The organism is Synechococcus sp. CBW1006 (genome assembly GCF_015840525.1).
Taxonomy (GTDB): domain Bacteria; phylum Cyanobacteriota; class Cyanobacteriia; order PCC-6307; family Cyanobiaceae; genus CBW1002.
In genome coordinates this window covers 466,867-488,098 of sequence record NZ_CP060396.1, presented here as the reverse complement: position 1 = coordinate 488,098, position 21,232 = coordinate 466,867, and the positions used below count along the sequence as shown (strand labels likewise).

Here is a 21,232-nt window from a genome sequence, read left to right as displayed (position 1 = left end):
GCCGTCACGTCGCTTTGGGCCGCATTTGAGAATTTGCGAAATATTTTGTATCCGCTCAGCAAAGACTGTAGAAGTCACCAGTTGATTATTCTTCACTACGGACAAGGTAATTTTGGCCGATGCCTTCCTAGTGATGCCAGCACAGGGCCTAAGCAGTTCAATATGACCTATGTATCTGCCCTTTCAGGGATGATCAAGTCAATTGTATCTGAGTATCAATCTGTACGCCCTACTGTAGTTGACATCTGCCGTCAAGAGTTTGATTCCGACACAACAAGGTGCCATTTAGACTTTATATGTGCACTTGAAGAGCCCGAACGCGAATACACAATAAGTCACAGTGGACTATATGTTCACGCTATAATACCCTACCAGCCCTCCATAGAACAGCCCCTCCGTACAGAGATTCATTCACAACCAAAGTGTGTACTGGCTATTGGCGGCGCGAGAGGGATAGCCGTCTCTGCCTTGGAAAGAATTGGCACTAAACATATATCCTTAGTTCTTACTGGAAGATCGGACCTCACTCTGCCATCATGGATTCGGCCTGATAGTACAACTGCTCAAGTGAGGTCACATTTGATTGAGCTTCACCAAGAAGCTGGTGACCAGTTTACTCCAGCTTCCATTGAAAGAGAGCTGAGGACTATTAGTTCTTCACGTGAAGCCATTTCAACTATTGAGCGGCTATCAAGCCTCTATGCTTCCGTTGCCTACATAAAGGTTGACTTTCTTGATCGATCATGTGACAGTATCGTCCTTGATTTCCTAAAGCAGAATGAGTTGAGAGTTGATACGGTTGTAAATGTGGCGGGCATTATCGAGGATTCATTGGTTCACAAGAAAGCTAAAGACAGCTTTGAGCGAGTCTTGCTGACTAAGCTGAACGCTCTCAAACTTACTTTTCGGTTGGTTGAGACTCATCCAGTTACTAGAGTGCTGAATTATGCATCAGTTGCGGGGAAAGTGGGTAACCTGGGTCAATCTGATTACTCAGCTGCCAATGAGCTTATTAATGCCGGCAGTTGGCTGTCTGCCTCGTTATACCCAAGCATAAAGATTAATTCGGTCAACTGGGGGCCATGGGCGTCGGCGGGGATGGCGACTAAGGAAGTAAATGACGCCTTTGCTCACAAAGGAATAATTCCAATCCCCCTTGATCTTGGTGCTCAGTGCATTGCAGAGCTTTTAACTACAGACTACACCCTACCTCTTGAAATCACAACAGGAGTTTATGATGTATCAAAGTTCTCCCAGTCGGAAGTTGATATTGACAGTATTTCAGAGTCATATCCCTATCTTGGGGCTCACTCACTTTCGTCTTCAATGCTAACTATTGAAGGAAAGTTATCTAAGACCTATCGATTTCTGCTAGATCCCAACTATTTACCTTACCTTAGGTCACATCAAAAGTTTGGTCGTCCTGTAATGCCAGCTGCGCTTTCCTGCGTCTTTGCAGTTGAAGCCTATCAGAGAGAGAACGCTACTACTTCTCTTCCACCCCCAGACTCTGTTCTTAGGATAACGACAGAAGTGCTGTCAGGAATAGTTTTTGACAACTCGGAACCGCAAGAGTTTCTCTACGAAGTCTCCAGCCCAAGCAATCGTGCAGTAATCTGTACTCTAAGAAATAGCCATTCAAGTCGTTGCTCTTATCGTACTCATGTCCAAGAGATTCCTCGGCCAGTCATAAGCAGTGATCTGTTGTCTGCTCTCTCAACTGAGAAGCTTGATGTTGATAACATAATTACCATTGGCCAGTCAGAATGCTATGATAGATACCTATTTCATGATGGCGTCTTCACTGTAATTAATGGCCCTTCCTTGATTTTGCCAAGGATGGGCGTTATTGTTTCCACCTTAAGATCACACGGTGCATCGGAACTATTAGGTGTGCCCCAGTCTGCAGAGGGATTTCTCGATCCATCTCTCCTTGATGGTCTTCTTCAAATGACGCTAGTTATACTTCGAGAATTGCATCAGACTAGTGCACTGCCCAACAATATCGTCGTCGACATCTACTCATTGCCTGTACTTGGCTGCAACTATCTAGCGAGTGGTCGCATATCAAGTTTCGATCCTGTCAGCAGCAGAGCTTGCTACGAAGGCCTAATCACATCAGAAGACGGTAGCCCTCTCTTGTCCATCTCTCATTCAGAGATGACCCATTCGAAAAGCATGATCGACTAAAGGCATGATTTTAGCTATCTCTGACTTGAGATCCTAGACATATAGATCCGCACATGCGAGATGGTGAATGTTCTGTGTCTAGTTGTGCTTGCATCTATCGAGCCCATAATTCGGCACTAGTCTGCTGCGTCTGCGAGGAGGCTGAATTCAAGAGCCCTCTCTGAGAGGATGGTGGAGTCCTCTGTGGTGCGACCATTCCCACCGCCATAAAGTGCCATGCAAAGGAGCGATGTGTCTTTATAGCCAGCGATTAAGTCTGATGTAAGTCGGCGATTGAATACTCATCCCGTATCCTCCCTCCACCCACACACATAAGTGGCGTCAGACGGGGCCGGCCGCAGGGGGAGCGAAAAGGCTTCGTGTATAAGGATGGGAGTCCGAGTACAGTACCTAGTGCACAACCACAGGATTTGGGAGAGCGCCTCGTTTTCACAGTATATAGAGATATAGCAACATCAAGTAAGCAGTAGCAAGAACGGGGGAAGGAGAGAGCGTGGATGAATGCAGAACGATGCCCATAGTCATAGTCATCCCATATCCCAGCCCAAAAGCAGAGCGAATAAAGAAGTTCGCCAGGCTCTACCCGGTGTCAACAGTTTTAAAGATGCAATGCGGGACCAAAAGCAGATGTCGCTTGACAACCCGGAAGGGATGCTATCCGGCGACAATCTGGTTGAGGGGTCGCGCCAAACAGGTTGACCGCTCCTGAGGGGCTCTGCTGAATCCGGTTGCCATGCGCAGGGCACCGGCTCATGCCTGCTCCCCTCACCGCTCAACAGATTGCGCTGTACATGTCCAAACGACGAGCCGGCAGCCGCCAGGAGGTGGCTGCCGCAGCGGCGGGCATTTCGGTGAGCAGTGCCCACCGCATTGATGCTGGCCGCCTCCAACCCAAAGCCGCCAAGCCCCGTGGCCGGCGGCGGCCCGATCCATTGGCTGAGGTCTGGGAGCCCCTGTTGCTGCCGCTTCTGGAGCGCCATCCAGCCCTGACGCCCACCACCCTGCTGGAGCACCTGCAGGAGCAGAAGCCAGATCAAGACTGGAGTTCGCTCAAACGCACCCTGCAGCGGCGGGTGCAGCAGTGGAAGGCCTTGCACGGTCCAGCGCCGGAGGTGATGTTCCCGCTGGCCTACCAGCCTGGAGAGATCGGCTTCTGCGATTTCACCCGGCTGAAACGGGTGACGATCACCCTGCGCGGCGAACCATTTCCCCACCTGCTGTTCCACTACCGCCTGGCCTGGAGCGGCTGGGCTTATGGGCAACTCATCCATGGTGGCGAGAGCTTTGTCGCCCTTTCAGAAGGGCTGCAGAACGCCCTGGCCGCCTGCGGTGGGGTGCCCAAGGAGCTGCGCACCGATCGACTGTCGGCCGCCAGCCGCAATCGGGATGGCAGCTACGCCCTCGACATCACCCCCCGCCACCAGGCGCTCTGCGCCCACTACGGCCTCAGTGCCAGCCGCAATAACCGCGGCGTGGCTCACGAGAACGGCATCATCGAGGCTCCCCATGGCCATGTGAAACGTCGGCTGGAGCAGAAGCTGATCCTGCGGGGCAGCTGCGATTTCGAGGAGCCCGCCGAATACGCCCAGCTGCTCGCTGAGGTGTTCTGTGCCCTCAACGCCCCCCGGCAGCAGCGTTACGAGCAGGAGCTGGAGCACCTGGGGCCCCTGCCGGCCTTCCGCTTTGCCGACTACGAGCTGCTCACAGTGCGGGTGCGCAGCACCAGCACGATCGAGGTGCGGCAGGTGATCTACTCAGTGCCGCCCACCCTGATCGGCCGCCAGGTCATGGTGCGGCTGCACCACGACCGGCTGGTGGTGTTCCTGGGCAGCGACTGGGTCTGCCAGCTCCCCCGCCTCTATGGGGTCTCCTGAAAAATCCAGATCCATTGCGCCGCAGCTGGTCTCAAGCATGAGAAACCGCTAAAGTAGCCGTGAATCAGGCAATCCGTGATTGCCTTTACTCCTGATCGCTCAATATGTACCGGAGGCACAATAACGGTCAGATCTCAATCAAGGAGTTCCACCTGCCATTTGGCGGCACACTTGATCCCGAGAATCGCTGGGTTCAACTGGAGGGGCTGATCCCATGGGATGAGCTGGAAGAAACCTATGCCCCTCAATTCAGCGCCACAATTGGCGCTCCAGCCAAATCAGTGAGAATGGCCTTTGGTGCTCTCTACATCAAACAGAAGTTAGGGCTCACCGACGAAGAGACAGTCCATCAGATCAGAGAGAACGCCTATATTCAGTTCTTTCTCGGCTTTGCGGGCTACACAGCCAAGGCACCGTTTGATGCCTCGATGATGGTGCACTTTCGCAAGCGTTTCTCTGACGAGGATCTGCGCCTTATCAACGAGCTGGTGGTGCAGCGCGGCAAAGAGATCCTTCTGGAAGCACTTGCTCAGGCAGCAGACGATGACGACCATGATGATCGTGATTCCAGTGGAGGAGGCGCTCAGCTAGAACTTGATGCGTTGATCAAGCCTGCTGACTGGCCAGAAGGAAAGAATTGGGGCACTCTCACGATTGATGCCAGTTGCACTCCAGCCGACATCACCTATCCCAGAGACCTCAAGCTCCTCAACGAGGCTCGCACAACGACCGAGCGAGTCATTGATGATCTGTGCAGTCAGTCATCGGGATTCAGGAGACATCGACCTCGCTACGACCGTGGCCTTGCTCGTGCTCATTTCCTGAGAGTGGCGAAGCAAAAACGACCACGTCGCCGCAAAGTGAAGGCTGCCATTAAACATCAGCTTGGCTATGTGCGGCAGAATCTCAAGGCCATTGATGCTCTGATCGGCTGCGGGGCAAGGCTTTCCGAGCTTAAGAGGCATTGGTGGCAGAAGTTGTTGGCCTGCAGCGAGTTGGAGCGGCAACAGGGCCTTCTGCTCGCCTCTCAGACCAACAGCATTCCAGACCGCCTGGTGAATCTTGTGCAGACCCATATCCGCCCAATGGTGCGAGGCAAAGCACGTGCTGCGGTGGAGTTTGGAGCCAAAATCAGTGTTTCGGTTCAAAATGGCTTTCCGTTCTTGCACCGCATAAGCTGGAACCCCTACAACGAAGGAGAAGACCTTATCGCTCAGGCGGAAAAATACAAGCTGGATACAGGATCTTACCCAGAGCGAATCTGCGCCGACCGGATTTATATCACGGCCAAGAATAGGCATTTCTGCACGAGGAACGGTATTCGCCTCTCCGGCAAGCGATTGGGTCGCCCGCCCAAGGATCCTGATGTCACCACTGCACACAAGCACCAGCTCCGATCTGATCAAGCTCGACGCAATGAAGTGGAAGGCGTCTTTGGCTCTGGAAAGCGCAAGTATTCCCTGGATCTGATCATGGCTCGTCTACCAGCTGGTGCCGAATCCTCCATCTCGATGGCCTTTGTCGTGATGTGCGCGGAAAAGGTCTTGAGGCTGCTGCGCCTCTTTTTTGTCCTTCTTTTTGGGTGGATCTACAGCTTTTTTATGGCCTGGTCAGCGATCAGAGCGCCTGAGGGCATCTGCAAGCCATGCTTTTGAGATCTGGCCGACTTGATGTCACCGCGCTTGCCAGCCTGATTAACGCGAAGCAAACGGACGAATCCGGCGCCGATGGGCCGAGAATCTTTTTCAGGAGTCCCTCTATGGCGCCTCTGGTGGCAAGCGGGCCTGGTGCATCGATCTGGAGCACCTGATCGATGCCCTGCGGGCCAAGCCCCGGGCCCTGCTCCATTGCCGCTACCAGCGCTACCTCTTCCCTGATTCCCGCTGGTGGGACTTCTGGCAGCAACTCCTGGTCGGCGGTGACCGTGACGCCGCTGCCCGGCTGATGGTCGAGGCCCTGTATGTGGCGGTGCGGGTGGCCTCCTATGCGCTGGTGCTCGCCTTCCTGGAGCAGGCCCAACGCCGCCAGACCCTTTCGCTGTCGGCTCTGCAGCAGCGATTCCGCGTTCCTCCCCGTTGCCAGAGCCTCCCCGATCCCGCCATCCCCCAACACCTGCTGGCTACCTATGACCACCTCGTCCCCATGCCCGCGCTCTGCGGCGGTGGAAGCGGCGCTGCCGCTCCTGCTCAAACAGCTGAAACTGGCGCGCTTCCGCAGTCACTGGCAGCCGCTGGCCGATCAGGCTGATGCCCAGGGCTGGAGCCCGGGCCAGTTCCTCTACGCCCTCTGTGAGCAGGAACTGGAACAACGGCAGATTGCCCGCCAGCAACGCCTGCTGCGCGGTGCCCATCTCCCGTGGCAGAAAGGTCTCGATGGCTTTGACCACCAGCACCTCGAGCCCCACCACTGGCAGGAGCTCCAAGGCCTGACGCGGCAGACCACTTGGCTCCTGCAGGCGGAGAACCTGCTGCTGTTTGGTCCCAGCGGTGTGGGCAAGACCCACCTGGCCATTGCCATCACGATGGCAATGGCGGCGCAGGACCAGGCCTGCCGCTTCTTCCCGGCCACCACGCTGGTGCAGCTGCTGCAGAAGGCCAAGGCGGCCTACGACCTGCCGGCGATGCTCCAGAAGCTCGATCGCTATGCCCTGCTGGTGATCGACGACATCTCCTACGTGCGCCGCAGCGAACTGGAGACCTCGGTGCTGTTTGAGCTGATCTGCCACCGCTACGAGCGGAAATCCCTGCTGGTGACCAGCAACCAGCCGTTCCGGGAGTGGGACGACATCTTCCCGAGCGGATCGATGACCGTGGCCGCGGTGGACCGGTTGGTGCACCCAGGGCCTATTAGGAGTTTGCTGAAAAACCAACCCACGAGCCAGTTTTCCACAGGCATCAGTGGATTTCCGGCTCAAAAAGACGGATCGGCGGCTATCAGAGCCGCAAACAGCCCGATTTCGGCATCGTTGGCCTCTCTGCAAGGCATTGGTTGAGGCCTATTGGGCACACCTCTGGACAACGGGCTGTTCATGCCGCCTCCATCGCGGGCTTGAGCAGGTTGCCCAGGCGGATCAGGTTGTAGGCGATCACATGCAGGCCAAACACGGCGCCGACCTTCTCGGTACCGCGCAGTTTGAACTGGCGCAGCCCTCCGAACGCCTTGATCCAACCAAACACCTTTTCGATCCCCCGGCGGGCGTTGATCGATTTGGAGTAGCCCACGTGACGGGTGGTGCGGCCATCAATGGCTGAGCCACCGCTGCGGGCCGTGTTCTGGGCCACGTGGGGCGTGACACCGATCCGCCGCATCTCAGCGACAAACCCTTTGGTGTCGTAGTTCTTGTCGGCGCCGACGGTCTTCTGGTGGGCACCGGTGAGGTCTGCTGCCATCTCTTTGGCGGCATCCCGCTCACCGGTGCCCGTGGCCTGGGTGACGCGGCAATCGACGATCAGGTCGTGGCGGTTGTCCATGAGGACATGGCCCCGATAGCTCAGCTGCGCTGGATGGGCATTCGATTTCCGGGCCAGCCGTGCCTCAGGATCGGTGCTGGAGCGGTGGGTCTCGTTGCTGAGCTTGATGCCGCGAAAGTCCCCTTTGGCGCGCTTCTTTCCCTCTTTGGGAGCACCGAATCCTTCGCCAGGACCTGTGGGCGGAGGCGGAGGATCCTCCTGGCCATCGATCCGCTCCAAGGAAGCGTGTGACGCCCAGGCCTGGAGCAACGTGCCGTCCACCGAAAAGTGCTCGTCACTGAGCAGCGGTTTGACCTCGGGTGCTCCCATCAGCTTCTCCAGGAACAGCCCCATGACGTCGTCAGTGAGGAGCCGATCACGATTCTTGGTGAATGTGGTCGGATGCCAGATCGCATCGTCAGGGCTCAAGCCCACAAACCAGCGGAACAGCAGGTTGTAGTGGACCTGCTCCAGCAGCAGCCTCTCGGAGCGGATGCCGTAGAACGCCTGCAACAACGAGGCCAGCAGCAGCTGCTCTGGCGGCACCGATGGTCTCCCTTCTGAGGCATACAACCTGCAGAAGGTGGGATTGAGTCGATCGAGGGCCTGATCCGCCAGCTTGCGAATCCGCCTGAGTGGATGGCTGGTCGGGATCCGCTCCTCGATCGAGACGTAGGAGAACAAGGAGCCGCTGCGCTCCTGCTGACCTCGCATCAAACCTGGGGCAGTTGCCCTATTTTCGCAGAGGCGGCGGGGTTTTTCAGCAAACTCTTAGAAGTCATCCAGAAGGGCTCGGCTCTGCTGGTGCACGCCACCCCAGCAGACGCAGCAGTCCCTTGATGTCGTGAGCCAAGGCGGCAATGCCCTCGGTCACCGACCAGATCCCGTTCAACCGCAGGCTGTTGATCGCCATGGTGCGGAGCATGGCGACGATCTGAACGCCGTTGGTTTCCCGGTAGCGGTGGGCGTCTTCCCGCAGCGCGACGTCACGCACCCAGTGCCAGGAATTTTCAATGCTCCAGCGGTTTCTCACGAGGCGTAGCAGTGCTTTTGCGCTGGTCCGCAGGCTGGTGACGTAGTAACGCGTCTCGTCGACGGGCCGGCCATCGCGAATGCCCTGGCTGCACACGGCAATGATCGTGGCGCTGCCGGTCCATTGCTCGATCACCCAGTCTGGTGCTGGCATCGCCCGCAGCGTCCAGACGATGTCGCGGCCATGGCCAGCTTCATGGTGGCTGGTTTCCCAGGGCACCTTGCGGCTGTAGGTCAGGCGATCACGGATCAGCCGAAACCCTTTGCGGCGTCCGTGTTTGACCGCAATCAAGAAGTCGGCACCGCGCTGGGCGAGGAACAGGAAAAAGGGCGGTTGGCATGCAACGCGTCCGCCTGAACCAGCACGCCCTCCAGCTCGATCGCCTCCAGCAGCTGCCGCAATGCCTGGGTTTCGCTGCCGGCATCAGTGGCGTAGGTGGTCTGGGCGATCGCAACGCCCAGACTCTGGGAGTAGAGGCTGACCTGAGCAATGAATGTCGCTGCGCCAGAGTCGGTTTCAGCGATCGAGCCCCGCAGCGTCTTGCCGTCACACACAAGTGTGTCGAAGTCATCAGCGACGCCGGGCTGGGCCGACATCCATTGGCGCAACAGGGTTTCAAAGCCAGCCACGTCCAGTTGCGAGAGCAGCAGGCGGAAGGTGGAATCCGAGGGCTCCTTGCCGAAATCGGTGCCCAGCAGCTCGTTGAGGACCTCGCGGTGACGTCGGGCAAACCGCTCGATGCCGACCAGAGAACCCTCGTTGCTCAGAATCGCCAGGATCGCCACCAGCAGCATCCACCACTGAGGGAAACGAACGCCGCGGCGCATGCGGCAATCAGGCAGCGCCTTGAGAAAGCTGATCAGATCGCCAGCGGCGGCGGGCTCAGCAGGGAGTGACGGCAAGGCTGCAGGGCGGTTCCCGCGCACGACACCGTAGCCGGGGCTACCGGTCCAGGCCTACAGGGACAGACTTCTAATAGGCCCTGGTTGGTGCACCACTGCCACATCATCGGGATCAAGGGCGAGAGCTACCGGCAGAAGGCAGCTGCCGCAAGGGTTTCCAAGGATTCCAGCAACCCGCCAACGTAATTGACGCGGACGTCATGGCCGCCACGATCAACGGCAACACCGGCCCAGCCCGGCAAAACCAAGGCGGCGACACGAAAACTGGCCCTCTCGCCATGAGATTGAGGCCAGAACCACAACTTGATTGACGCGCCACGACAGCCATGGGCACGATCGAGGCCCCATCAGGATTTCAGGCCTGGTGCCGCAGCAAAATTCAACCGGCTCACCGGTCAACCTGATTGGCACAAGCCATCAACCTGATTGACACGGGACAGGATGCTCACCTTTGGAGCGGATGTGGGCCTTGGCCGTTTCGATCAGATCTTGCAGCCTTCCCTCTAGCGTCTCCGGTAGCGCCCTGCGTTTACCGGGTCGCATGGCCACTCTGAATTCCGTGGTCTTGCCTGCCATCTCAGGCCTTTTGGCGATGCCCTGGTAGCCGGCATCGGCGTAGACCACCTCCTCATCACCATGCAGGAGGTCGGCTGCCGGTGTCAGGTCGTGCACGTTGGCTGCGGTGACCACGACCGAGTGGATCAGGCCTGAGTCCTTGTCCACGCCGGCATGGACCTTCATCCCGAAAAACCACTGATTGCCCTTCTTGGTCTGGTGCATCTCCGGATCCCTCTTCCCCTCCTTGTTCTTGGTGGAGCTGGGCGCCGCGATCAAGGTGGCATCCACAATCGTGCCTTGGCGCATCGTCACGCCCCGATCCGCCAGGATCGCCTTGACGGTCTCAAAAATCTGCTCGCCCAGCCCGTGCTTCTCCAACAGGTGGCGGAAAGTGAGGATTGTTGTTTCATCTGGGATTCGGTCACTGATCAGCTCGATGCCGGCAAAGCGGCGCATGGTGGGCACCTCGATCAGGGCTTCCTCCATGGCCGGATCGCTGTGCGAATACCACTGCTGCAACAGATGGATCCGCAGCATCGTGGCCAGTGGGTATGGAGGACGGCCGCCTTTCTTGCTCGCTTTGGGGTAGTGAGGCTCAATCAACGCCATCAACGCCTGCCACGGCACCACCGCCTCCATCTCGGAAAGAAACTTCTCCCGCTTGGTCTGCTTTTTGGCAGTAGTCAGCTCATAGTCCGAAAAGTCGAGCTGCTTGCCGCCCACCACTCCAGTCCTGGCCCGCGATCACAGGGTCATTGTCCCGTGAATCGCTTCGGTTTTCCAGAGCCTCCTTAAGAGTTTGCTGAAAAACCCCGCCGCCTCTGCGAAAATAGGGCAACTGCCCCAGGTTTGATGCGAGGTCAGCAGGAGCGCAGCGGCTCCTTGTTCTCCTACGTCTCGATCGAGGAGCGGATCCCGACCAGCCATCCACTCAGGCGGATTCGCAAGCTGGCGGATCAGGCCCTCGATCGACTCAATCCCACCTTCTGCAGGTTGTATGCCTCAGAAGGGAGACCATCGGTGCCGCCAGAGCAGCTGCTGCTGGCCTCGTTGTTGCAGGCGTTCTACGGCATCCGCTCCGAGAGGCTGCTGCTGGAGCAGGTCCACTACAACCTGCTGTTCCGCTGGTTTGTGGGCTTGAGCCCTGACGATGCGATCTGGCATCCGACCACATTCACCAAGAATCGTGATCGGCTCCTCACTGACGACGTCATGGGGCTGTTCCTGGAGAAGCTGATGGGAGCACCCGAGGTCAAACCGCTGCTCAGTGACGAGCACTTTTCGGTGGACGGCACGTTGCTCCAGGCCTGGGCGTCACACGCTTCCTTGGAGCGGATCGATGGCCAGGAGGATCCTCCGCCTCCGCCCACAGGTCCTGGCGAAGGATTCGGTGCTCCCAAAGAGGGAAAGAAGCGCGCCAAAGGGGACTTTCGCGGCATCAAGCTCAGCAACGAGACCCACCGCTCCAGCACCGATCCTGAGGCACGGCTGGCCCGGAAATCGAATGCCCATCCAGCGCAGCTGAGCTATCGGGGCCATGTCCTCATGGACAACCGCCACGACCTGATCGTCGATTGCCGCGTCACCCAGGCCACGGGCACCGGTGAGCGGGATGCCGCCAAAGAGATGGCAGCAGACCTCACCGGTGCCCACCAGAAGACCGTCGGCGCCGACAAGAACTACGACACCAAAGGGTTTGTCGCTGAGATGCGGCGGATCGGTGTCACGCCCCACGTGGCCCAGAACACGGCCCGCAGCGGTGGCTCAGCCATTGATGGCCGCACCACCCGTCACGTGGGCTACTCCAAATCGATCAACGCCCGCCGGGGGATCGAAAAGGTGTTTGGTTGGATCAAGGCGTTCGGAGGGCTGCGCCAGTTCAAACTGCGCGGTACCGAGAAGGTCGGCGCCGTGTTTGGCCTGCATGTGATCGCCTACAACCTGATCCGCCTGGGCAACCTGCTCAAGCCCGCGATGGAGGCGGCATGAACAGCCCGTTGTCCAGAGGTGTGCCCAATAGGCCTCAACCAATGCCTTGCAGAGAGGCCAACGATGCCGAAATCGGGCTGTTTGCGGCTCTGATAGCCGCCGATCCGTCTTTTTGAGCCGGAAATCCACTGATGCCTGTGGAAAACTGGCTCGTGGGTTGGTTTTTCAGCAAACTCTTAAGAGTTCGCTGAAAAACCCGGCCACCTCTGCGAGAATGGGCCAGCTGTCCAGCCCAGATGCGAGGTCAACGGGAGCGCAGCGGCTCCCTGTTCTCCTACGTGTCGATTGAGGATCGGATCCCGGCCGGCCATCCGCTGCGGCGGATCCGCAAGCTGGCCGATCAGGCCCTCGATCGCCTCAATCCCACCTTCTGTGATCTGTACGCCGCAGAAGGCCGGCCATCAGTGCCGCCGGAGCAACTGCTGCTGGCCTCGTTGCTGCAGGCGTTCTACGGCATCCGCTCGGAGCGGTTGCTGCTCGAGCAGCTCCACTACAACCTGCTGTTCCGCTGGTTTGTGGGGCTGAGCCCAGATGATCCGATCTGGCATCCCACCACATTCACAAAAAACCGGGAGCGGCTGCTGAACGAGCAGGTGATGGGGAAGTTCCTGGAGAAGCTGATGGGTGCTCCCGAGGTCAAGCCGCTGCTCAGTGACGAGCACTTCTCCGTCGATGGCACCTTGCTGCAGGCCTGGGCCTCCCATGCCTCACTGGAGCGGACCTGTGGGCAGGACGATCCGCCGCCACCGCCGTCAGGCCCTGGCGAGGGTTTTGGCGCTCCAAAGCCCGGCAAGAAGCGAGCGAAAGGGGATTTCCGCGGCATCAAGCTCAGCAACAAGACCCATCGCTCCAGCGTCGATCCAGACGCGCTGCTGTGCCGGAAGTCCAAGGCCCACCCCGCACTCCCCAGCTACCGGGGGCACGTGCTCATGGACAACCGCCATGCCCTGATCGTCGACTGCCGCGTCACACAAGCGACGGGCACCGGGGAGAGGGATGCCGCCAAAGCGATGGCGGCTGCCGTCCCCGGTGCCCACCAGAAGACCATCGGCGCCGACAAGAACTACGACACCAAGGGCTTTGTCGCCGAGATGCGCCGCATCGCCGTGACACCGCATGTCGCTCAGAACACCAGCCGCCCTGGTGGTTCCGCCATCGATGGGCGCACCACCCGCCACGTGGGCTACGCCAAGTCGATCCATGCCCGCCGCGGCATCGAGAAGGTGTTTGGCTGGATCAAACAGTGGGGAGGTCTGCGCCAGTTCAAGCTGCGCGGCACCGAGAAGGTGAGTGCGGTGTTCGGCCTGAATGTGATCGCCTACAACCTGATCCGCCTGGGCAACCTGCTCAAACCGGCGATGGCGGCGGCGTGACCAGCGGGTTGCCCAGAGGTGTGGCCAGGCGGCCGCGCTCAGAGAGCCCCAATGCGGCAAAACACACCAAAAGGGGAGCTCTGAGCCGCTGAAACCCTGAAAACCAGCCCGATAGGAGCTCCGGCCCAGGTCTCAGGAGGGAAAAACGCGACTTCTCAGGCGGTTTTTCCGCAAACTCTTAAGAGTTTGCTGAAAAACCCCGCCGCCTCTGCGAAAATAGGGCAACTGCCCCAGGTTTGATGCGAGGTCAGCAGGAGCGCAGCGGCTCCTTGTTCTCCTACGTCTCGATCGAGGAGCGGATCCCGACCAGCCATCCACTCAGGCGGATTCGCAAGCTGGCGGATCAGGCCCTCGATCGACTCAATCCCACCTTCTGCAGGTTGTATGCCTCAGAAGGGAGACCATCGGTGCCGCCAGAGCAGCTGCTGCTGGCCTCGTTGTTGCAGGCGTTCTACGGCATCCGCTCCGAGAGGCTGCTGCTGGAGCAGGTCCACTACAACCTGCTGTTCCGCTGGTTTGTGGGCTTGAGCCCTGACGATGCGATCTGGCATCCGACCACATTCACCAAGAATCGTGATCGGCTCCTCACTGACGACGTCATGGGGCTGTTCCTGGAGAAGCTGATGGGAGCACCCGAGGTCAAACCGCTGCTCAGTGACGAGCACTTTTCGGTGGACGGCACGTTGCTCCAGGCCTGGGCGTCACACGCTTCCTTGGAGCGGATCGATGGCCAGGAGGATCCTCCGCCTCCGCCCACAGGTCCTGGCGAAGGATTCGGTGCTCCCAAAGAGGGAAAGAAGCGCGCCAAAGGGGACTTTCGCGGCATCAAGCTCAGCAACGAGACCCACCGCTCCAGCACCGATCCTGAGGCACGGCTGGCCCGGAAATCGAATGCCCATCCAGCGCAGCTGAGCTATCGGGGCCATGTCCTCATGGACAACCGCCACGACCTGATCGTCGATTGCCGCGTCACCCAGGCCACGGGCACCGGTGAGCGGGATGCCGCCAAAGAGATGGCAGCAGACCTCACCGGTGCCCACCAGAAGACCGTCGGCGCCGACAAGAACTACGACACCAAAGGGTTTGTCGCTGAGATGCGGCGGATCGGTGTCACGCCCCACGTGGCCCAGAACACGGCCCGCAGCGGTGGCTCAGCCATTGATGGCCGCACCACCCGTCACGTGGGCTACTCCAAATCGATCAACGCCCGCCGGGGGATCGAAAAGGTGTTTGGTTGGATCAAGGCGTTCGGAGGGCTGCGCCAGTTCAAACTGCGCGGTACCGAGAAGGTCGGCGCCGTGTTTGGCCTGCATGTGATCGCCTACAACCTGATCCGCCTGGGCAACCTGCTCAAGCCCGCGATGGAGGCGGCATGAACAGCCCGTTGTCCAGAGGTGTGCCCAATAGGCCTCAACCAATGCCTTGCAGAGAGGCCAACGATGCCGAAATCGGGCTGTTTGCGGCTCTGATAGCCGCCGATCCGTCTTTTTGAGCCGGAAATCCACTGATGCCTGTGGAAAACTGGCTCGTGGGTTGGTTTTTCAGCAAACTCTTAAGGTACACACATCAAGGATGTCACCCGCCAAGCAGCGGTTCGGCGCCAGTGGCGCATCTCCTGCTGTCGAATGTTCTCGGTGAAGCCAGTAGGTCCACCCCAGGGGTGACAGTATGGCCGGAACGTCCTGCCCCCACTCCGCCACACCGCATCACTCGGGCAACCCGGTGGGGAGCCCCACGAACCGGCCTGCGGCGCACGGCTCCTGGCGGACTCCGGACGTGGCATAGAACAACCCACACCACCATGGGAAATCGAACACGTGCCAGCTCCGTCGACGCGGGCTGCCTGATCAGCAGCAGGGGCGAGTTGTGCCCTGGCAGCCATCGGCCTGCAGTGATGAAAGGATCAGAGAGCTTCTCAAGAGCATGTCTGACTGTGGTACATGTTATTATCGGACAGCTTTTGTCCGACGATGCTCCAAGACGTCATAGACATTATTGACGATTACTGCACCAGTCACGACATATTCTACGATCAACCTCTTTCGTCAAACACGCTGCTGATTGCCGACCTTGGTCTTACATCAGTTGATTTTGTCTCGATTTTCCAGAAGTGCCAGGCACTAAAAGACGATCGACTGTCGTTCATAAGACTAGTCATGCCTGTGGAGGGTCAATACGTATCCGACCTGAGCATTGGTGAACTGAGTGATTATATACTTAAACAATCAGATCTTCGGAATACAGGGCCAAGAGAAGGCACCGAACCCTACACTTCAGGCTCGGAAATCGCCGTTGACGAGAGCAAATATAAGCACTCTTTATTTGCGGGAAGTCAGTTTGCAGATTTTAAGGCCTTAATTCAAAAAACAACATTCAAAGATCCATGTCCTTTTAACACAGGCTATCAGCTCGTCTTCGTTCTTTCTTCGCCCCGCTCAGGTTCAACCTTGCTGCAACGGATGCTCGATCAACATCCGGACATCGAGTCACCAGAAGAATTGCATCTTCTTCATTACGATACATATGCGCAACGACATGCAGCATTGATTCAAGACGAGACCAAGCATCTGCTGGGTGGAACTGTTCGGCTCAGGGCCAGGGTGAATGGGTTGAGCATTGAAGAGTCGAGTCTAATCGAAGCCAACTTCATCAAGCATGAAGAGCCTGTCTTGAATTTCTTCCTGGAGATCGATGGCAACTTTTCAAAGCAGTATCTAGTTGACAAAACGCCTTCGTACGCTTACAGCAAAACAACCCTTGAGAGGATTTCAGCACAGTTTCCTCAGGCTCGCTTCATCTATCTTGTGCGTCACCCATCAGCTGTTGTGAAGTCACTTATTGACTCACAGTTGCAAGACATCATTCCTTTCACTCGTCGCTACATAGACGACGCATCAGCCATTCCAGAAATGATCTGGGCACTGTGCAACGAAAACATTCAATCAATTCTTCCAGGACTTGACAGTAGCCGGTTGCATTATGTCAGCTATGAAGACCTCGTCATGGACCCTACTGAAGCCATGATCTCAATACTTCATTTTTTGCAGCTGCCTTTTCATCCAGCATGCGTTAATCCATATGGCGCCAATCAGAATCCGCAGATTGAAACCAATGAGTACGCAGGAGACTTGAAGTTCTTTCTTGAGAACAAGGTTGCAAATGAGCGCGCCGACGCATGGAAAGGCTTCTCATCGCTTCACCCCTTGTCACTCGTGAGCAAAGAATTGATGCGCAACATCCCTTTCTATGGGGCTTGATCGATGTCAGTGGCTCAACATATGCATATCAGTCCTGCCCCAGTATGCGCCAACGGATTCGGGGATCCCTACAATGCCTATGCTTATTCGGCCGCAGTATTCAAGGGGTCTTTGTACATTGGCACGGGCCGTGCAAATCTTGTCTTTCTGCGGTTTGGGATGCCCAATGTTCATATAGATATGTGGCCTGTCCCAATTGAATATTCTAATTATGAGCAGGCCTTTGAAGAGACAGTTTCCGCTGCAGAGATTTGGCGTTTCAACCCGCAGTCCCCTTTGCCAACGCGAGTTCATCAGGCTGATTGGTTTCATCCTGAGACAGGGACATCGTTCAGGCGACATTACGGCTATCGGAGCATGTGTACCTTCAAGGAAGGGGAGAAAGATGTAGCTCTCTACGTAGCATCAACATCCCGCTCCAGGGGAGATGGGCCTGATTTAATGGTCAGTTATGACGGCAATAGTTTTCAGCGACTTCCCAAGCCAAGCATCATATCTGATTTTTCCTCTAATGATTTTACGCTTACTTCGATAAGGTCTCTCCTCCAGTACGACGAGCTCTTAATTACAACTATTACCGGTGCATCGAATGGAAACGTAAACGGTGCCGGTATCACCACCATTTTCGCGACTGATGATCCGACAACCGGGAAATGGTTCTCCATTAATGGGAACGGTCTTGGAACTTTCCCTGAAGTCGTAGTCGTCTACGAACTTTGTATTCACCAAGGATTGCTGTATGCTGGCACTGGCGGAATCAACGGCTTTCAGCTTTGGAGGGGTAAGCGCACAGGAAAGTATGAGTTTCAATGGGAGTTAGTGATTATGGATGGTGGTGGACGAGGAGCCCTTAATCAGGGAATTATCTCGCTATGCAGCCACCGAGATTATCTTTACATTGGAACTGGCATTCAGAATGGTGGACATGATCGTACCAACAATGTGGGGCCAGCGGCTGCAGAAGTGTTACGGCTCGCTCCTAACGACGAATTAGAGCTGGTTTGCGCCAATCCGCGCGATGGCTTGTTACCATTAAGTGGGCGTGGGCCCGGCTTCGGCAACTATTTCAATGCTTATATATGGAAAATTGTAAGCATTGATGACCTCCTGCTCCTAGGAACTATGGACTGGTCCATATTTGGCTTGTGGGCATTAAGGGATAAGCGCAAGACAAGATTTGGTCAACTTCTAGACTGGGACACGATGCAGGTCTTTTTGTCCTCTTATGGTGGCGCTGAGCTTTGGTGCTCGGAAGATGGGGCCGACTGGAACTGCATGACGCGCAATGGCTTCAATAATATATATAACTTTGGAGTTAGAAATATCATCAAATGGAATAAGCGAATCTACGCTTGTACAGCAAATCCATTCGGACCCAAAGTCTTAATGCGCACATCTGACACGGATCACGGCGAGTACAAGCTAAATCCCAAGGGCGGCTGCCAAGTTATAGCCATATGAGGAAATGCATCCTTGCCAAGGAAGAATGCATGGCGTCATGGGCTTCGTGTTATTGCTGGCGCAATTCCGTTTGATTTTTGCGATGCGCCTACCACAGACAGGCGCCATTCAGCCGAGAAGGACTATGCCTTAGGATGATCCTTAAATGTGTTTGCAAATCCCCCCAGTTTCTTCGCGGCAATCGGGCCAATCGGTAGCAACATTTCCAGATTCGAGAACAGTCTCATGGCCGCTGAAGTCAGAGACAATTGACGTTCAGCTTCCTCGACCGAGATTTCGTTCAAGTGATCAAGATCTTCAGCGGAGATCTGATGAAACTTATTCGGAAGCAACTTTAGTTGCGTAACCATCTCAAGGTGGAACGACTGATCGTCAGATGGCTTTTGGGTTTCCATGGATCCGGTTCAGAGCTCTATGGAAATCGTACTGCATGCTTCCGGCTCAGAAGCAGCGGTTCCAAGTATTCGTATTCTCTGAAGACCATTCTCGTCTGAAGTTCATACCATCATCAGCCATGGAGGGATGGAGGTGGTCCTCCATCCCTCGCCACTGGACTACTAGTTTGCCTAGAGTGGTGCTAGCGGAATGATCCTATTCGCACGCGTGACCAATCACGCATTCGATGAATAACCCGATCTCAGCTGAACAGGATCGATCCCTAGGCCGACTGACGTGGACCCCAGAAACCGGTCCAGGCTGAATGAGAGTCCTCAGCCGGCCAGACCGGGCCGGGGACTCGACCATGAAACGCACCAGGCACACAGCGGAGCAGATCATCCGCAAGCTCAAAACGGCAGAGCAGCTGATCGCCCAGGGCAAGACCGTCCCCGACGTCTGCCGCGTGATCGAGGTGACGCAACCGACCTACCACCGCTGGAGACAGCAGTACGGGGGGATGCAGGCGGAGGAGGCCAGGCGTCTGACCCAGCTGGAGAAGGAGAACGCCCGGCTCAAAAAGCTTCTGGCAGAGGCCGAGCTGGAGAAGGCAATGCTCTAGCCGAAGGCCGGCGAAGCCGTAGGACCTTGCAGAGGGAAACTTCTGAGCCCGGAACGCAGGCGTAGGGCCGTCACGGTCCTGCAGGAGCGTTACCGGGCATCCGAGCGGCAGGTCTGCCGGGTCGTGGGCCAACACCGCAGCACCCAGCGCCATCCGCCAAGGTCGTCTCCATCGAGGAGGGGAAGCTGCGGCATCGTCTCCGCGAGATCGCGGCTGACCACATCCGCTGGGGGCGACGGATGGCCTACCGCCTGCTCAGGCGGGAAGGCTGGAGCGTGAACCACAAGCGGGTTCAACGGCTCTGGCGGGAGGAGGGTGTCCGGCGACGATTAGGTAGGCGGGTCCGCGCAACTACATAGGGACTCCTGAAAAAGATTCTCGGCCCATCGGCGCCGGATTCGTCCGTTTGCTTCGCGTTAATCAGGCCGGCAAGCGCGGTGACATCAAGTGGGCCAGATCTCAAAAGGCTGGCTTGCAGATGCCCTCAGGCGCTCTGATCGCTGACCAGGCCATAAGAAAGCTGTAGATCCACCCAAAAAGAACGACAAAAAAGAGGCGCAGCAGCCTCAAGACCTTCTCCGCGCACATCACGACAAAGGCCATCGAGATGGAGGATTCGGCACCAGCTGGTAGACGAGCCTTGATCAGATCCAGCGAATACTTGCGCTTTCCAGAGCCAAAGACGCCTTCCACTTCATTGCGTCGTGCTTGATCAGATCGGAGCTGCTGCTTGTGTGTAGTAGTGACATCAGGATCCTTGGGCGGGCGGCCCAATCGCTTGCCGGAGAGGCGAATGCCGTTCCTCGTGCAGAAATGCCTATTCTTGGCCGTGATGTAAATCCGGTCGGCGCAGATGCGCTCTGGGTATGATCCTGTATCCAGCTTGTATTTTTCCGCCTGAGCGATCAGGTCTTCTCCTTCGTTGTAGGGGTTCCAGCTGATGCGGTGCAAGAACGGAAAGCCGTTTTGAACCGAAACGCTGATCTTGGCACCAAACTCCACCGCAGCACGTGCCTTGCCTCGCACCATTGGGCGGATATGGGTCTGCACAAGATTCACCAGGCGATCTGGAATGCTGTTGGTCCGAGAGTCGAGCAGAAGGCTCTGCTGCCGCTCCAGCTCGCTGCAGGCCAGTAACTTCTGCCACCAATGCCTCTTGAGCTCGGAAAGCCTTGCCCCACAGTCGATCAGAGCGTCAATAGCCTTGAGATTCTGGCGCACATAGCCAAGCTGATGTTTAATGGAAGCCTTCACCTTGCGTCGGCGTGGCCGTTTCTGCTTCGCGACTCTGAGGAAATGAGCACGAGCAAGGCCACGGTCGTAGCGCGGTCGATGTCTCCTGAATCCCGATGACTGACTGCACAGATTATCAATGACTCGCTCGGTCGTTGTGCGAGCCTCGTTGAGGAGCTTGAGGTCTCTGGGATAGGTGATGTCGGCAGGAGTGCAACTGGCATCAATCGTGAGAGTGCCCCAATTCTTTCCTTCTGGCCAGTCAGCAGGCTTGATCAACGCATCAAGTTCTAGCTGAGCGCCTCCTCCACTCGAATCACGATCATCATGGTCGTCATCGTCTGCTGCCTGAGCAAGTGCTTCCAGAAGGATCTCTTTGCCGCGCTGCACTACCAGCTCATTGATACGGCGCAGATCCTCATCAGAAAAGCGTTTGCGAAAGTGCACCATCATCGAGGCATCAAACGGTGCTTTGGCTGTGTAGCCCGCAAAGCCGAGAAAGAACTGCACATAGGCGTTCTCTCTGATCTGATGGACAGTCTCCTCGTCGGTGAGCCCTAACTTCTGCTTGATGTAGAGAGCACCAAAGGCCATCCTCACTGATTTGGCTGGAGCGCCAATTGTGGAGCTGAATTGAGTGGCATAGGTTTCTTCCAGCTCATCCCATGGGATCAGCCCCTCCAGTTGAACCCAGCGGTTCTCGGGATCAAGTGTGCCGCCAAATGGCAGGTGGAACTCCTTGATTGAGATCTGACCGTTATTGTGCCTCCGGTACATTTGGAACGATCAGGAGTAAAGGCAATCACGGATTGCCTGATTCACGGCCACTTTAGCGGTTTCTCATGCTTGAGACAAGCTGCGGCGCAATGGATCTGGATTTTTCAGGAGTCCCTACATAGGCGGGTCTCAGGACGCG

14 protein-coding genes and 2 pseudogenes are annotated in these 21,232 nt (G+C 56.9%); 11 read left to right on the top strand and 5 right to left on the bottom strand.

The features are described from left to right. Positions 1–162 precede the first annotated feature (162 nt). The 4 genes from H8F26_RS02320 to istB all read left to right on the top strand — a co-directional run bounded on the left by H8F26_RS02320 (position 163) and on the right by istB (position 7,056). Positions 163–2,190, top strand: a complete 2,028-nt coding sequence (locus tag H8F26_RS02320; protein WP_197157203.1) for an SDR family NAD(P)-dependent oxidoreductase — start codon at positions 163–165, stop codon at positions 2,188–2,190. Between the two features lie 752 nt (positions 2,191–2,942). After that, complete coding sequence (gene istA / locus H8F26_RS02315; RefSeq protein WP_231605416.1) at positions 2,943–4,064, top strand: IS21 family transposase; 1,122 nt, start codon at positions 2,943–2,945, stop codon at positions 4,062–4,064. Between the two features lie 104 nt (positions 4,065–4,168). Continuing rightward, complete coding sequence (locus tag H8F26_RS02310; protein ID WP_197157156.1) at positions 4,169–5,719, top strand: IS5 family transposase; 1,551 nt, start codon at positions 4,169–4,171, stop codon at positions 5,717–5,719. A gap of 470 nt (positions 5,720–6,189) precedes the next feature. Continuing rightward, a complete protein-coding gene (istB, locus tag H8F26_RS02305) occupies positions 6,190–7,056 on the top strand; it encodes an IS21-like element helper ATPase IstB (RefSeq protein ID WP_231605414.1) in 867 nt (288 codons plus the stop codon). A 34-nt stretch (positions 7,057–7,090) separates the two neighbouring features. On the opposite strand, the gene H8F26_RS02300 is transcribed toward istB, so the two are convergent. The 3 genes and pseudogenes from H8F26_RS02300 to H8F26_RS02285 all read right to left on the bottom strand — a co-directional run. After that, complete coding sequence (locus H8F26_RS02300; RefSeq protein WP_197153730.1) at positions 7,091–8,227, bottom strand: IS5 family transposase; 1,137 nt, start codon at positions 8,225–8,227, stop codon at positions 7,091–7,093. Between the two features lie 64 nt (positions 8,228–8,291). Next, positions 8,292–9,472, bottom strand: a pseudogene (locus tag H8F26_RS19125) (ISAs1 family transposase). Between the two features lie 414 nt (positions 9,473–9,886). Beyond that, positions 9,887–10,729 (bottom strand): annotated as a pseudogene (locus H8F26_RS02285) (IS5 family transposase); the annotation flags it as partial. A 129-nt stretch (positions 10,730–10,858) separates the two neighbouring features. On the opposite strand from H8F26_RS02285, the gene H8F26_RS02280 reads away from it, so the two are divergent. The 5 genes from H8F26_RS02280 to H8F26_RS02260 all read left to right on the top strand — a co-directional run bounded on the left by H8F26_RS02280 (position 10,859) and on the right by H8F26_RS02260 (position 18,086). Beyond that, complete coding sequence (locus H8F26_RS02280) at positions 10,859–11,995, top strand: IS5 family transposase (RefSeq protein ID WP_197153730.1); 1,137 nt, start codon at positions 10,859–10,861, stop codon at positions 11,993–11,995. A 236-nt stretch (positions 11,996–12,231) separates the two neighbouring features. Further along, on the top strand, positions 12,232–13,368 hold the full coding sequence (locus H8F26_RS02275) for an IS5 family transposase (RefSeq protein ID WP_197155982.1): 1,137 nt from the start codon (positions 12,232–12,234) through the stop codon (positions 13,366–13,368). A 239-nt stretch (positions 13,369–13,607) separates the two neighbouring features. Continuing rightward, a complete protein-coding gene (locus tag H8F26_RS02270) occupies positions 13,608–14,744 on the top strand; it encodes an IS5 family transposase (protein ID WP_197153730.1) in 1,137 nt (378 codons plus the stop codon). A 594-nt stretch (positions 14,745–15,338) separates the two neighbouring features. After that, entirely contained in the window at positions 15,339–16,625 is a 1,287-nt protein-coding gene (locus H8F26_RS02265; RefSeq protein WP_197157202.1) for a sulfotransferase, read from the top strand. 159 nt (positions 16,626–16,784) lie between these two features. After that, positions 16,785–18,086, top strand: a complete 1,302-nt coding sequence (locus H8F26_RS02260) for a hypothetical protein (RefSeq protein WP_197157201.1) — start codon at positions 16,785–16,787, stop codon at positions 18,084–18,086. Positions 18,087–18,208: 122 nt separating this feature from the next. Here the strand turns inward: H8F26_RS02260 and H8F26_RS02255 are convergent, their stop codons facing one another. After that, positions 18,209–18,481 carry a hypothetical protein gene (locus H8F26_RS02255; RefSeq protein ID WP_197157200.1) on the bottom strand — a complete coding sequence of 91 codons (273 nt, stop codon included), beginning with the start codon at positions 18,479–18,481 and terminating at the stop codon, positions 18,209–18,211. A gap of 347 nt (positions 18,482–18,828) precedes the next feature. On the opposite strand from H8F26_RS02255, the gene H8F26_RS02250 reads away from it, so the two are divergent. Together H8F26_RS02250 and H8F26_RS20015 are read left to right on the top strand one after the other, a co-directional pair. Then, positions 18,829–19,083, top strand: coding sequence for a transposase (locus H8F26_RS02250; RefSeq protein ID WP_197157199.1), 255 nt, complete (start codon positions 18,829–18,831; stop codon positions 19,081–19,083). Positions 19,084–19,322: 239 nt separating this feature from the next. Beyond that, on the top strand, positions 19,323–19,442 hold the full coding sequence (locus H8F26_RS20015) for an IS3 family transposase (protein ID WP_370594665.1): 120 nt from the start codon (positions 19,323–19,325) through the stop codon (positions 19,440–19,442). A gap of 100 nt (positions 19,443–19,542) precedes the next feature. Here H8F26_RS20015 and H8F26_RS02240 read toward each other — a convergent pair whose 3' ends face one another. Continuing rightward, complete coding sequence (locus H8F26_RS02240) at positions 19,543–21,093, bottom strand: IS5 family transposase (protein WP_197154850.1); 1,551 nt, start codon at positions 21,091–21,093, stop codon at positions 19,543–19,545. Positions 21,094–21,232: the final 139 nt, after the last annotated feature.